The organism is Pseudoalteromonas sp. KJ63-1 (assembly GCF_055808145.1).
This window is the reverse complement of the sequence record NZ_CM147855.1, coordinates 963,297-976,773: the sequence shown is the minus strand read 5'-3', so window position 1 is coordinate 976,773 and position 13,477 is coordinate 963,297. Positions and strand designations below refer to the sequence as shown.

Genomic DNA, 13,477 nt, shown 5'->3' with positions numbered 1-13,477 from the left:
TAAACAATCTCTTAAAGGAATATACGTGCTTGATAAACACTTTACGCCAGAACAACGTGAATTGATATGCGCTGATCTAGTTCATTTACGCTTATTAGCTGATTTAAAACTTGCACCATCAATTCCTTACTTTGCAGAAAAACCTTACCCTAATGGCCGCTGTAGAGAAATACGCGATGAGGTATTTGCACTACTGCAAACAGAATTACCCACCACTAAAAAACCTGGGCTCAGTTTATTAAAAAATCTAATTTTACAAGGTAACTCTTTACAAAAAGCCTGGGGCTCACTGCGAGATGAATACTTTCAAAACGCATTGATACTTGGTCCGTGGTATATTGATGTTGCTAACGACACCGTAAATGCCAATAAACCTAGAATAGAGATTTTATCCTTAGCTACCTCAAACTTTACATCAATAAAGGATTTTGATCAGTTTGTAAAAATAGCTCGTAGCTATTGGAAAGTTGACGTGTATAGAAATGATGTATGCCCAGCGCTTGCGCCTTATATGCCACTTTTATGTGTGGGCACCAGTGGTACTAGTTGGCTTGGGGCTGCAAACGACGATATGCTCAATGTCGCTATTAATAGCAATTTTGAGGAATCTAAACGTATTTTAGACTCTTTGCCCTGCGCGCCAGTTAAAGTCAAAGAGCGCTGGAAAAAAGTATTGAGCAATTTCGACCATAATGATTTTTTATTAAGTGTCGGAGAGCCTGTTTCGTATTGCACTACGTATAGTAAACACTCGTACCAAACAGACCTGAAAAAACGTGATGCTGCTGTTACTGCATACTTGTCTTTGCCTAAATCTGTTTAGCCAGTGCTCAACAAAAAAACTTTATTCACATTTCCAGTTCCAACATAGGTACTGGTTTAACTAACTTCCAATATATCAGTCTATAAATTAAGAAATTATAAGCTCAAATAATATTTCATGCCACAAAGCTAATGAAAAAATGCTATGGTTAAGTTATCGATTATGACCTCAAGGAATGGCTCATGAACCAACAAACTGTACATACGTATTTAATGAACAAACCGTTAGTTAAACTAACGCAACCTTTTGCTAAAGATGTTGATGTGTATAAAGTAAACCATAAAATGTTCGCCACCCTTGCACTGAGCAATGAGGGCGAAACCGATGAAAACGGCGAACCTATTTGGTGGCTAAACTTAAAGTGCGATCCTGATGAAGCGCAGTCATTACGTGACATTTTCCCTTCGGTTATTCCAGGTTATCATATGAATAAACGTCTTTGGAATACTGTGATTTTAGACGGCTCAATACCACAAGGTGAAATTGAGCGTATGATTGATAATTCATTTAATTTGGTTGTGGACAACATGCCAGATAAAGACAAACAGGCTATTGCCGATTTGCTATAACACTTACAGCAGACATAAAAAAAGCCGCTAATGCGGCTTTTTTACTTTAAAATTAAATAGTTAATCTTGTTGTTCTGCTTTACTATAAAACTTATCGCCTTTCTCAGCCATTTCTAGCAAAGTCTCGCAGGGCGCAAAAATCGCATTGCTGTTAGCCAGTGTAGACATATCAGAGCTTATTTTACTCGCGCCTAATTTGTCCATGTAGCTAAACGGGCCACCTAAGAACGGTGGGAAACCAATACCAAAAATAGCACCAATATCACCATCACGCGGGCTTGCGATAATACCATCATCTAAACAACGAGCCGCTTCATTAAGCATTTGTGAAACACAGCGCTTAGCAATCTCATTTTTATTTAAACGTGGGGCCGGTGTCACGCCAAGTAGTTCGTATACCGACTCATCGACCTTCTTGCCTTTCTTGTCGTATTCATAAAAGCCACGACCTGTTTTACGACCAAGACGTTTTGAATCAATCATACGCGAGAAAGCATCGGGACCTTTAAAGCGCTCACCCAATTCTTTTTCAAGAATTGGTGCGATTTTAGAACCAATATCAATACCTACTTCATCAAGCAGTGCCAACGGTCCAACCGGAAAACCAAACTCGACTAAGGCCGCGTCTATTTTTTCAATCGGCTCACCAGCAAGCATTAAGTTCGCCGCTTCATTAAGGTATGGCGCTAAAATACGGTTTACATAAAAACCAGCCATATCTTTTACCACAATTGGCGTTTTACCTTGCTTACGCGCAAAATTAACTACACGAGCAATAGTTTCTTGTGACGTGCCTTCGTGAGGAATAATTTCTACCAGTGGCATTTTCTCTACTGGTGAGAAATAATGTAAACCAATTACATTTTCAGGACGTTTTGCTTTTGCTGCAATTTGCGAAATAGGTAATGACGAGGTATTACTTGCGAAAATAGTATTCGCTTGGCACTGCTGCTCAACATCAGCAACCATACCTTGCTTAAGCTCTAAATCTTCAAATACCGCTTCTATCACTAAATCTATGTGTTTAAAGCCGCTGTAATCCGTGGTGCCCGTAATGCGGTTCATGGTTAACTGCATATCGGCTTTTGACATAATGCGGCGCTTAAGGCGTTTATCTAAGATTTTGTAAGTGTAGTTCATGGCATTACTTATGCCCTGCTCTGCCACATCTTTGATACGTACCGGTAATTTAGCTTTAACCGCGCTCACGTGGGCAATACCTGCGCCCATTAATCCGCCACCTAACACAGCAGTTTTGCTAATCGCAGGAGCGTCATCGTTGCGCCACTCTTTTTTCATTTCAGTGGTTGCAAAGAAAATACCGCGCAGCGCCTTAGACTCATCACTCATCACTAAAGTGGCAAAGCCTTCTGCTTCGGTTTTATACGCTTTCATTTCATCAAGCTCTACGCTTGCACGAACCGCTTTAATAATCGCAAGCGGCGCTGGGTAATGGCCACCGGTTTTTTTAAGAACGTTTTCTTTGGCTTTTTTAAAGATAAAGTTACGACCAAACGGGTTTGATTCTAATAACTTGCTGATCTTATCAAGTTTAGGCTCTTTAGCTTGTGGCTTTTTCTTCGCCGCAAACTCTTTGGCCACTTTTAGCAGTACGCTTTGTGGAACACAATCATCCAATACACCGGCTTTTTTTGCTTGTTTTGGACGAATTTGCTTACCAGTTAGCATCCACTCAAGGGCTTTTTGAATACCCACAATTTTAGTTAAGCGTTGTGTACCACCACCGCCAGGTAATAAACCTAGTTGTACTTCTGGTAAACCAATTTTAGTTAAATCGCTATCAGTACCAACGCGATAATCACATGCTAAAGCAAACTCTAAACCACCACCTAAAGCAGCGCCATGAATAGCACTAACCGTGGTATACGGTAGTTTTTTCATATCAAAAAATGCTTGATGGCATAATTCACTGATAGCTAATGCATCTTCGCGTTTTTCAACGTTGTCTAGCATTTTCACATCAGCACCGGCAATGAAGTTATCACTTTTGCCACTAATAAATACCATACCTTTCACTGCATGCTCTTTAGCCTGTGCTAATAATGCTTTTAAATCATCAGCAAAGCTGTCACGCAGAGTATTCATTTTTTCACCCGGCACATCAATGGTTACCACGGCTATTTTGTTATCATCAACCGTTAAATTAAATACTGAATCTGTCATTACGCACTCTCCAATACAAAGGCTGCACCTAAACCACCCGCAGCACAGGCAGTCGTTAACGCTAAACCACCGCCACGACGCTTAAGCTCGTATAAGCTTTGTGTAATTAAACGCGCGCCGGTTGCCGCAAATGGGTGACCATAAGCGAGTGAACCGCCGTTAACGTTAAACTTATCCATGTTAATTTCACCTATGGCTTTATTACGCCCTAAGTGCTCTTGTGCAAATTTATCTGAAGCAAACATTTTCATATTCGCTAAGGTTTGCGATGCAAACGCTTCATGCATTTCTATAAGATCTAAATCAGCTAACGTAATACCTGCTCTATCAAGCGCGATTGGCGTTGAGTGAGCTGGCCCCATTAACATGTCTTTTTCTACGCCAATGGCTGAAAACGCAAAACTGCGTACGTAGCCTAAAATTTCGTAACCCAATGCTTTTGCTTTGCTTTCGCTCATCATTAACACTGCAGCTGCGCCATCGGTTAATGGGGTTGCATTAGCGGCAGTCACAGAGCCGTGCTGACGGTCAAATACGGGTTTAAGCTTGGCATAACCTTCAACCGTTGAGTTTTTACGAATATTGTTATCTTCTTCAATAAAGCTTTTATATGGCGGTAAATGCGCCGTCATTACTTCATCTTTTAACTTGCCATCGGCCCAAGCTTGAGTTGCTAATGAGTGAGAACGGTGTGCTAAAGCATCTTGATCTTCACGGCTAATATTATGGGTTTTAGCCATTTGCTCAGCTGTTTGTCCCATTGATAAACCCGTTGAGTACTCAGCAACCGCTGGCGGTACTGGCAATAAATCTTTTAAACGTAGTTTTGAGAATATTTTTAAACGCTGACCAAGCGTACGGGCTTTGTTTAAATCGACTAAACTGCCGGCTAATTTTTTACTTACACCAATTGGCAATACAGACGATGAATCGGCACCACCAGCAATACCCACGTTTACAGAGCCTGCCATAATAGATTCGGCAACATTTGCAATTGCTTGAAAGCTAGTTGCACACGCACGTGACACTGAGTACGCGTCAACGCCCACTGGCATACCTGTACCTAATACGATTTCACGTGCAATATTTGGCGCTTCTGGCATTTGTACTACTTGACCAAAAACTAGTTGATCGATTTCTGACTTGTCGAAATTTAATCGCTCAAGCATTTCATTAACTACTAACTTACCCATATCCAATGCTGGTACATGGTGAAACGCAGTTGCTTGCTTAGCAAAAGGAGTACGTAGGCCGCTTACAATGGCAATACGGTCGCCTTTTGGTGTTTTAAGTATGTTTTGCTCAGACATTTATTATTCTCTCCCGCTGACAGGTCAGACCTGTATATTTTCCTCGATTCTAAACAACCCGTGTGATAAAGCCAATAGATAAACGTAAATTAATCATAAAGCGCCATTGTAAATCACTACATACATTGTATGAGAGTAATACAATAGGCTTTTTTAGCTGGTTTTACAAAGTTTTGTGTTAGGCTAAAAAGCGTTAAAAAATAACGAACTATTTTCAAAATATCAGTCTAACTCTTGAGTTATCCACTTATAAACCTTATAACTAGCTCAGTATTTGTTACCTAACCACTTTAGGTATTATTTAAGCTGACGAGGACAGTACACTTATTATGGCAGCTAACGCATTTTCAAACTTAAAAACGTATTTAGACACCCAAATTATTGGCCAGCCAGCGCTCACTCAAGCACTTTTAATTGCTATATTAGCTGATGGTCATTTACTTGTTGAAGGCCCTCCAGGGCTTGCAAAAACGCGAGCGGTTAATGCTTTAGCAAAAGGTATTGAAGGCTCGTTTCAGCGTGTTCAGTTTACCCCAGATTTATTACCTGCCGATGTAACCGGTACTGATATTTATCGTCAACAAACCAGTGAGTTTGTGTTTGAAAAAGGCCCTTTATTTCATAACCTCATATTAGCGGATGAAATAAACCGAGCACCAGCGAAAGTACAATCAGCTTTATTAGAAGCAATGGCTGAGCGCCAAGTTACTGTGGGCAAAAATACGTACCCACTTAGTGACCTGTTTTTAGTGATGGCAACGCAAAACCCGCTTGAGCAAGAAGGGACCTACCCACTGCCTGAAGCGCAATTAGACCGCTTTTTATTACATTTAAGTATTAATTATCCGGGGGCTGAGCACGAACTTGATATTTTACGCCTAACCCGTGGTGAAGCACTTAATGATGAAGTTCCAGTGCTTGAGCAAATTTCGCAAGCAGAGTTGTTTGCCGCTAGAAAAGCGATTTTGGGTCTGTATTTAGCAGAGCCACTAGAGCAATACTTAGTTCAGTTGATTATCGCTACTCGAGAAGGCGCAAACTTAGATGAGCAACTTGGCCGCTGGATTGAATACGGCGCCAGCCCACGTGCCACGATTGCCTTGGATAAATGTGCCCGAGCTCATGCGTGGTTAAGTGGTCGTGATTTTGTATCGCCTGACGATATTCAAGCTGTGGTACATAATGTATTACGCCATCGTATTATTTTAAGTTACGAAGCACAGGCCGATGGTATTACAAAAGATCAGGTTATTAGCCGTATTGTTGAACTAGTTGCTGTACCTTAAGTTATGCAAACACACTTTGATTCTCAGGCATGGCTTAAATTAAGTCATAGCCATGGTGTTAATTTATCGCTCAAAGAGCTGATGTATTATAAAGCAAAAGCGCAACTGCTTGAGCTGGCACCTAACGTTAGAATAAAAAATACCTTAGCGGGGCAATATCTGGCGCCGCATAAAGGCCGTGGCATGGAGTTTGCCGAAGTGCGCCATTACCAACACGGTGATGACATACGCTCTATTGATTGGCGGGTCACGGCTCGTACAGGTGAAACTCACACCAAACTTTTTCAAGAAGAAAAAGAACGTCCGGTATTTGTATTTACCGACTTTTCAAATTCCATGTTATTTGGCTCTCAATTATTATTAAAGTCGGTGCAAGCTGCACATATTAGTGCCTTGGTTGCATGGTCCGCTTGCCAACGTGGCGATAGAATTGGCGGTATTGTGTTTAATCAGCACTCGCATTTAGAGCTTAAACCCAGCGCCCGTGAAAAGGCCGTGTTAAAGCTGTGTCATAATTTGTGCGACGCCCATCAGCAGGCACTTGAAAATATTGATAAACCCGCCAGCAATAACTTTAGTGACAACCTTAAGCGTTTAAATCACTTAGCCAAACCCGGTAGTTTGGTTTATATCGTATCCGATTTTAACGCCTTAGATGACGCCAGCTTTAAACAACTCGAATTACTTGCGCGGCACTGTGAGTTAATAGGCTGCCATATTAGCGACCCCTTCGAGCATAAGTTACCTGCTTTTCAACAAGCGGTTACGGTAAGTGCTAATAATCAGCAGTTTGCCCTCCCTTTGATGGATAACAGTTTTAGAGAACGATTTGCCAAAAATGCCGAGCAAGCATTTAGCGCGCGTATTAATCGTTTAACAAAATCTGGGCTTAACCTATTATCATTCGATGCAGCCACTGCGCTGGAACTGCAATTAGTGAGAAGATAAATCATGCAAACCTCTCCACTTGATGGCCTTCACGATATTATTGCTCCCTCTCACGTTGACTGGTGGCCGTTAGCCCCTGCTTGGTGGGTAGTTATTAGCATTGCACTGTGCTTAGTGTGTGGCTTAATTATAATTATGTACAAAAACTATCAATTTAAAAAACCAAAACGTAATGCGATTAAATTAGCTAATCAACAACAATCAGCGCAGCAATTGCATATTATTTTAAAGCGTTTAGTGATCACCTATTACGATCCACGCTTAGCAGCGCAATCCACAGCTAACTGGTGTAAAACCCTAAGTCAACTTGCTGCAATTGGTTTTAATGAAGATGAAATTTCAAGCCTATATAGCACAGCACAAACACCACCGGCACTCAGTGATAAGTTTCGCCAAGCTATTAAACAATTTAAGCTAAAGGAGCCACTGCATGTTTGAATTTAGCTGGCCATGGCTGTTTTTATTACTGCCGCTTCCTTTAACGTTACTGCTATTAAAACCCGCAGCAAGTAATGCAACGACACGTTTACGCATACCCAGCTTTGCATCGCATAATTTAAATAATCAACATATAGAGCCCAGTGCACGTAAGTTAAATATTATTGAATGGTTGCTGTGGCTATTATTAGTAACCGCATCAGCGAACCCTACCTGGTTAGATGAGCCTATATCGCTGCCTAATGAAGGTCGCGACATTATGCTCGCTGTGGATTTATCGGGCTCAATGACAGAACAAGACATGGCTTACAATGGCCAATATGTTGACCGTTTAACCATGGTTAAAGCGGTGCTAAGCGATTTTATAGAGCAGCGTCAAGGCGACAGACTCGGGCTTATATTGTTTGGTGATACCGCGTTTTTGCAAACGCCCCTTACCCGTGATGTAAAAACCGTCAGCAAAATGCTTACTGAAGCACAAATTGGCCTTGTAGGTCGTGCCACGGCAATTGGTGACGCTTTGGGCTTATCTGTTAAACGCTTTGCTAGTAAAAAAGAAAGTAATCGCATTGTGGTGTTACTAACAGATGGACAAAACACCGCAGGAAACCTTGATCCCGAAGATGCGCTATTACTGGCTCGTGAAGAAGGTATAAAAGTGTACACCATCGGAGTCGGCTCAGATAACCCACGTGGCTTTAGTTTATTTAATATGGGCTCTGGGGGGAGTAATTTAGATGAGAGCTTACTGAAAAATATTGCCGAGCAAACAGGGGGGCTGTATTTTAGAGCTAAAGATGTAGCAGGCCTTCAACAAATCTACGCAGAGCTTGATAAGCTTGAACCAATTAGTGCCGATGAACAAACCTTTCGCCCACAAACGGCCTTGTTTTATTATCCGTTATTACTGGCCATTCTGTTGATCAGTGTTACCGCATTGATAAAAACAGTGCGTGCAATGAAGGAGCCAAGCTAATGGATTTTGAGTTTATTCGCCCCGCTATTTTATGGCTGCTACTCCCTGCCCTAGGGTTATTTTTTATTGCCATGCTTAAAAAGAAAAAAGCCCAATCAGCGCCACTTATTGCACCACATTTAGCACAATTTGTTATGAGTGAAGCAAACAATCAAGCTCGTCAGCCGCTGTGGCTAGTTGCGTTATTTTGCAGTTTAGCCATTATATTTAGTGCAGGCCCGAGTTTTGAAGAAAAACAAGTCCCTGTATTTCAAAGTAAAAGTGCGCGCGTTATTGTAATGGATATGTCGTACTCTATGTATAGCACCGACATTGCTCCTAATCGATTAATGCAATCTCGCTTTAAAGCCCTCGATATGATTGAGTTATTTAAAGAAGGTGATACTGCATTAGTAGCCTACGCAGGCACTGCCTATACCATTTCTCCACTGACCAATGATGCAACTACCCTCGCCAACCTTATTCCTAGCTTAAGCCCTGAAATTATGCCTGATAAAGGCTCAAACGTGCTGGCAGGTTTAGACATGGCACAAGAGCTGCTCACTCAAGCAGGCTACCTAGATGGTGATATTATTTTGATCACCGATGGTATTGAACAACAACAGCAAAGTGATATAAGTGGTTTTACTAACAGTAGCCAGTATCGACTAAATATTTACGGTATTGGCACTGAGCAAGGCGCACCAATAAAGTTACCTGAAGGCGGGTTTTTAAAAGATAATTATGGCCAAATTGTAGTGCCTACACTCAATGGTTCTTTACTCAAAGGACTAGCAAAGAATAGTGGCGGCCAATACGCTAATTATCAGCCTAGCAATAACGATATTGCCATTTTTTCACCGCAAGCAAACAGTGAAATACTAAAAAGTGAAAAACCCAATTTAGCCTTGTGGCGAATCGATGCTGGCATTTATGGCTTGCTTATTTTACTGCCCTTAGCTCTATACTTATTTAGGCGCTCTGCGTTTATTGGTGCGGTGCTATTGCTAAGCTTTATACCTCAGCAAAATGCTCATGCAGTAGAGTTACCAACGCTATTTAAAAATACCGATCAGCGTGCATTAGAAGCCTACAACAACCAAGAGTATCAACAAGCAGCACAAGCGAAGTCCAATGCTCTCAAAGGCGCTGCACTGTATCAGCAAGGTCAGTTTGAAAGCGCTCTGAACGAATTCAGCCAAGATAAATCAGCCACTGGTTATTACAATTATGGTAATGCACTGGCTAAAGCCGGACAATTAGAGGCTGCTATAAACGCTTACAAACAAGCGCAATCACAACAACCTGATTTTACCCAAGCAGCCGATAACCAAGCGTTAGTTGAGCAGTTACTTAAGCAACAGCAACAGCAACAGCAAGACCAGGAAAACCAACAAGGTAATGATTCGCAAAATCAAGATGAGCAAAGTCAAGATGGTGCAGATAAATCAAAACAAGATCAGCAAAAAAATGGCGATAAAAATAGCGAAGATGACAGCCAAAACAGTGAAGAGCAGCAATCGAGTGACCCCTCGGAGCAATCAAAAGATCCACAAAGCCAATCTGGCGAGCAGTCAGATGAACAAAATCAGCCTGACATGCAAGCTCAATCACAAAACCAACAAGACGAGAACAAAGACGACGATAGTAAGCCTCAGCAAGACGAGCAACAGAGTCAACCCAATAAAATGAATGAGCCACCGCCATCAGATGAGCAGAAGCAGCAAGCACAACAACAAGCTATGCAAGCACAGGCAGCTGAACTCACTAATGAAGAAAAAGAGAAAGCACAGCAACTAAATCAGTTACTAAGAAAAGTGCCCGACGATCCCGCTATTTTATTAAGAAACAAAATGCAATTAGAAGCCCAAAAAAGACAATATCAACGCCGTCCAACAGGAGTAGAAAAATCATGGTAATGCGATTATTTTGCTGTTTATTGCTATTAACTGCCATGCCATTAATGGCCGCCACTTCATTAGAAGCAAGCGTTGATAAAAACCCGGTACTGGCGGGTGAGTTTTTTATGCTCAATATTAGCGTTGATGATTCAATCAAAGGGCAACAACCCGATACTTCAGCGCTGTTAAAAGATTTTGTCGTTGGTCCTATGAGCTTAAGTAGCCGCACCAACATTATTAACGGCAGCATTAAAAAACAAACATCGTGGTCTGTTAAGTTAATGACTCGCAAAGCCGGTGAATACACAATTCCTTCTTTTAGTGTTGCAGGGCTCAGCTCTGAACCAATTAGCTTATCGGTTAAAGAGCGAAGCAGCGATGCAGGTAAAAATGATGATATATTTTTAAAAACCTCGCTTACAAATAACAGCTTATTTGTGCAAGAGGCTGGCGTTTACACCATTAAACTTTACTTAGCTAAAGAGCTACTTGATGGCAGCTTAAGCACACCAAGCATGGAAGATGCTCAACTCACCCAACTAGGTAAACAAAGTGAAGATTATGAACTGGTTAATGGTAAACGTTATTTAGTGATCACCCGTAATTATTTAATTCAGCCGCAAAAAAGTGGTGCATACACCATTGAAGCACCGGTTTTTCAAGGGCGTGTTCAACAAAACTATCGCCAACTAGAGGTGTCGGCACTTGGCGATGAACAACAGATTGAAATCAAACCTATCCCTGAGAATTATCAAGGTGATTGGTTACCCAGTGAATTAGTAAGTCTAACCGAGCAATGGCAACCAGACGATAATACCGTTGAAGCCGGCACGCCAATAACACGCACTATTATGCTTACCGCCTTAGGGGTGACTAAAGAGCAACTGCCCGAAATTGATATGCCTACTATTGATGGTATTCGCAGCTATCCGGATGAAAAAGAAACTAATAATGCAGTGCGCGATGGTCGAGTGGTATCACAGCAAAGCGCCTCATTTGCGCTACTTCCACAAACCCCAGGTACCTATACACTGCCTGAAATTACTCTGCCTTGGTATAACACCAAAATGAACCGAATTAGTTACGCAACTTTACCAGAGCGTACAATTACGGTAACACCAAGCACCACAGCGCCAGCAAACTCGCTGAACCCTCCCGTTGAAAGTAATTTAAACAATACGGATGCAGAGCCAAAGCAACAATCGCTCAGCGTGCAACGCCACACTAGCACGCCTCTATGGCTTATTATTGTAGCCGTATTAGGTTACATATTATGGATTGTGACCCTGATTCTTTACTTTATGAAACGCTCAGTTAAAGAAGCGCAACAAACGGCGCAAGCAAATCATAGAGGCAATCAGCAAGCAGAATTAAAAACACTGCAAATACTTGCTAAAAGCCGTGATAATAAAGCATTTTACGATGCACTTAATCTATACGCGCTAACTCGAACAGATAAAAAGGTAGGAGCTCTCACCCATTTATGCGCTATGATAAACAACTCGCAGTTCACTGCGCAGGTAAATAATTTACAAGCACAGTTGTACGGTAACCAATCGGCTAGCACTGATTTAGAAGCGATTGTTAGTTTATTAAAAAAACATCAATCGCACACAGCTAAGTCGTCATCTGCGTTAAAAGAGCTATATTCTTAATAAGAATCTTAGTTACTTTTTTGGCCTATAATAATTTTAATTAAAAAGTGCTTATGTTTGGAAATAAAAAATCGAATGATCGGGTCTTAATAAATATGGCTGAAAAACAACAACGCTACGAAGCCTTGGTCCATGTTTATCACAAGGAACTTTATCGCTTTGCTTACTGGTTATGTAACGACCCGACTATTGCGGATGACTTAGTGCAAGAAACCTTTTTACGTGCATGGCGCTCGCTTGATTCGTTACTCGACCAAAAAGCAGCTAAGCCATGGTTGTTGACCATATTGAGGCGAGAGAATGCCAGACGTTTTGAACGCAAGCAATTTGATTACAGCGATGTAGATAACGACACACTAGTAGATCAAACCAGCCATAGCTTAGATACGGAAATGGAACAAACCGTTATCCAGCGACAAATTTCTTTATTGGCTGATGAATACAAAGAGCCGCTGTTGTTACAGGTGGTAATGGGCTGCACCGGAGATGAAATTGCAGACATTCTTAACTTAAATAAAAATACGGTCATGACACGTTTATTTCGAGCAAAAAATCAACTTAAAGAGGCATTAAGCCGTGATGATGAACAACTTAAAGGAGCATCAAAATAATGGATGAACTTGAGTTTCGTCGCCGCACAATTGCGCAGCCCAATGAGCTGGACAAAGAGCTACAGGAATTTGCAAACAGCAGTGCCGACAGACAACAATTTTTAAATGAAAGCAAATCATTCGATAAACAACTCGACAATGCGCTTGAAATCCCTGTGCCTGATAACCTTGCTGAACGAATTATTTTAAATACCTCGTTAAAAGAAAAAGCCAGAACAGATGAGCTTGAGCAAAAGGATAACGTGATTAGTGCACGCTCATGGTTTAAGTTTGACCGAGTACATTTGGCTTTAGCGGCTTCATTTGTGATTGCAGTCAGTGCGTTTATGTTTAGCGAAGAGCAAAACATTAATCAAACGGCTGGTGAGCATGCACTAGCTCATGTTTACCATGAAATTTATGCATTAAATAAGACTCAACCAATTAGCATACAAACTGTTAATGAAAAGCTGGCTTTACTTGGCGGTCAAATTAGTGATTTGCCAGGTAAAGTCACTTACGTTACCTTTTGCGATTTTCAAGGTGAGAGAGGCTTACATTTAGTGTTTGAGTCTGACTTTGGGCCTATGACCGTGTTTATTGTGCCAAGCGATAACCAAATTTTTGAAATTGGCTCAGATGATTTTAATGACTCTCGCTATGCTGGCCATATAAATCGTGGCAAACAGGCTGATACCGTGCTAATTGCAAGCCTTGGCTCACCAGTTGATATGTATAATGAACGTATTTCAGGGGCTATTCGCTGGCTTTAAGCCATTATAGAAACAATAAAAAACCGCAACGAGTGAAGTGACCCC

Annotated in this window: 12 protein-coding genes; 10 read left to right on the top strand and 2 right to left on the bottom strand. The window is 41.3% G+C overall.

The genetic code is table 11. From position 1 onward, the window contains the following. Window positions 1-25 precede the first annotated feature (25 nt). Window positions 26-823, top strand: coding sequence for a hypothetical protein (locus AC0L7Q_RS04570; RefSeq protein WP_409425004.1), 798 nt, complete (start codon window positions 26-28; stop codon window positions 821-823). Between the two features lie 182 nt (window positions 824-1,005). Continuing rightward, complete coding sequence (locus AC0L7Q_RS04565) at window positions 1,006-1,392, top strand: MmcQ/YjbR family DNA-binding protein (protein ID WP_131690754.1); 387 nt, start codon at window positions 1,006-1,008, stop codon at window positions 1,390-1,392. Window positions 1,393-1,452: 60 nt separating this feature from the next. On the opposite strand, the gene fadJ is transcribed toward AC0L7Q_RS04565, so the two are convergent. Beyond that, window positions 1,453-3,576, bottom strand: coding sequence for a fatty acid oxidation complex subunit alpha FadJ (gene fadJ / locus AC0L7Q_RS04560; RefSeq protein WP_413401500.1), 2,124 nt, complete (start codon window positions 3,574-3,576; stop codon window positions 1,453-1,455). Beyond that, the gene (gene fadI, locus AC0L7Q_RS04555; protein ID WP_010391348.1) at window positions 3,576-4,886 is read right to left on the bottom strand and encodes an acetyl-CoA C-acyltransferase FadI; all 1,311 of its coding nucleotides are present in this window, start codon (window positions 4,884-4,886) and stop codon (window positions 3,576-3,578) included. The genes fadJ and fadI overlap by 1 nt, the downstream gene beginning before the upstream one ends. A gap of 329 nt (window positions 4,887-5,215) precedes the next feature. Between fadI and AC0L7Q_RS04550 the strand changes: the two genes are divergently transcribed. From AC0L7Q_RS04550 to AC0L7Q_RS04515, 8 genes are read left to right on the top strand one after another with little or no spacing between them, the layout of a single operon-like run. Next, window positions 5,216-6,172, top strand: coding sequence for an AAA family ATPase (locus AC0L7Q_RS04550; protein ID WP_054202134.1), 957 nt, complete (start codon window positions 5,216-5,218; stop codon window positions 6,170-6,172). Window positions 6,173-6,175: 3 nt separating this feature from the next. Continuing rightward, the gene (locus tag AC0L7Q_RS04545) at window positions 6,176-7,120 is read left to right on the top strand and encodes a DUF58 domain-containing protein (protein ID WP_413401498.1); all 945 of its coding nucleotides are present in this window, start codon (window positions 6,176-6,178) and stop codon (window positions 7,118-7,120) included. A 3-nt stretch (window positions 7,121-7,123) separates the two neighbouring features. Beyond that, window positions 7,124-7,558, top strand: coding sequence for a DUF4381 domain-containing protein (locus AC0L7Q_RS04540; RefSeq protein WP_010391338.1), 435 nt, complete (start codon window positions 7,124-7,126; stop codon window positions 7,556-7,558). Next, entirely contained in the window at window positions 7,551-8,534 is a 984-nt protein-coding gene (locus AC0L7Q_RS04535) for a vWA domain-containing protein (RefSeq protein ID WP_409424999.1), read from the top strand. Before AC0L7Q_RS04540 ends, AC0L7Q_RS04535 begins: the two co-directional genes overlap by 8 nt. Further along, on the top strand, window positions 8,534-10,432 hold the full coding sequence (locus tag AC0L7Q_RS04530) for a vWA domain-containing protein (protein WP_413401496.1): 1,899 nt from the start codon (window positions 8,534-8,536) through the stop codon (window positions 10,430-10,432). The genes AC0L7Q_RS04535 and AC0L7Q_RS04530 overlap by 1 nt, the downstream gene beginning before the upstream one ends. Then, a complete protein-coding gene (locus AC0L7Q_RS04525; protein WP_413401494.1) occupies window positions 10,426-12,069 on the top strand; it encodes a BatD family protein in 1,644 nt (547 codons plus the stop codon). Before AC0L7Q_RS04530 ends, AC0L7Q_RS04525 begins: the two co-directional genes overlap by 7 nt. Before the next feature lie 53 nt (window positions 12,070-12,122). Then, entirely contained in the window at window positions 12,123-12,680 is a 558-nt protein-coding gene (locus AC0L7Q_RS04520; RefSeq protein WP_418157337.1) for a sigma-70 family RNA polymerase sigma factor, read from the top strand. Then, a complete protein-coding gene (locus tag AC0L7Q_RS04515) occupies window positions 12,680-13,432 on the top strand; it encodes a DUF3379 family protein (RefSeq protein ID WP_413401490.1) in 753 nt (250 codons plus the stop codon). The genes AC0L7Q_RS04520 and AC0L7Q_RS04515 overlap by 1 nt, the downstream gene beginning before the upstream one ends. Window positions 13,433-13,477: the final 45 nt, after the last annotated feature.

Excerpts from the sequence above, each read along its gene's own strand:
- AC0L7Q_RS04565 (WP_131690754.1), top strand. The coding sequence starts at position 1,006 with ATGAACCAACAAACTGTACATACGTATTTAATGAACAAACCGTTAGTT.
- fadJ (WP_413401500.1), bottom strand. The coding sequence starts at position 3,576 with ATGACAGATTCAGTATTTAATTTAACGGTTGATGATAACAAAATAGCC.
- fadI (WP_010391348.1), bottom strand. The coding sequence starts at position 4,886 with ATGTCTGAGCAAAACATACTTAAAACACCAAAAGGCGACCGTATTGCC.
- AC0L7Q_RS04550 (WP_054202134.1), top strand. The coding sequence starts at position 5,216 with ATGGCAGCTAACGCATTTTCAAACTTAAAAACGTATTTAGACACCCAA.
- AC0L7Q_RS04545 (WP_413401498.1), top strand. The coding sequence starts at position 6,176 with ATGCAAACACACTTTGATTCTCAGGCATGGCTTAAATTAAGTCATAGC.
- AC0L7Q_RS04540 (WP_010391338.1), top strand. The coding sequence starts at position 7,124 with ATGCAAACCTCTCCACTTGATGGCCTTCACGATATTATTGCTCCCTCT.
- AC0L7Q_RS04535 (WP_409424999.1), top strand. The coding sequence starts at position 7,551 with ATGTTTGAATTTAGCTGGCCATGGCTGTTTTTATTACTGCCGCTTCCT.
- AC0L7Q_RS04530 (WP_413401496.1), top strand. The coding sequence starts at position 8,534 with ATGGATTTTGAGTTTATTCGCCCCGCTATTTTATGGCTGCTACTCCCT.
- AC0L7Q_RS04525 (WP_413401494.1), top strand. The coding sequence starts at position 10,426 with ATGGTAATGCGATTATTTTGCTGTTTATTGCTATTAACTGCCATGCCA.
- AC0L7Q_RS04520 (WP_418157337.1), top strand. The coding sequence starts at position 12,123 with ATGTTTGGAAATAAAAAATCGAATGATCGGGTCTTAATAAATATGGCT.
- AC0L7Q_RS04515 (WP_413401490.1), top strand. The coding sequence starts at position 12,680 with ATGGATGAACTTGAGTTTCGTCGCCGCACAATTGCGCAGCCCAATGAG.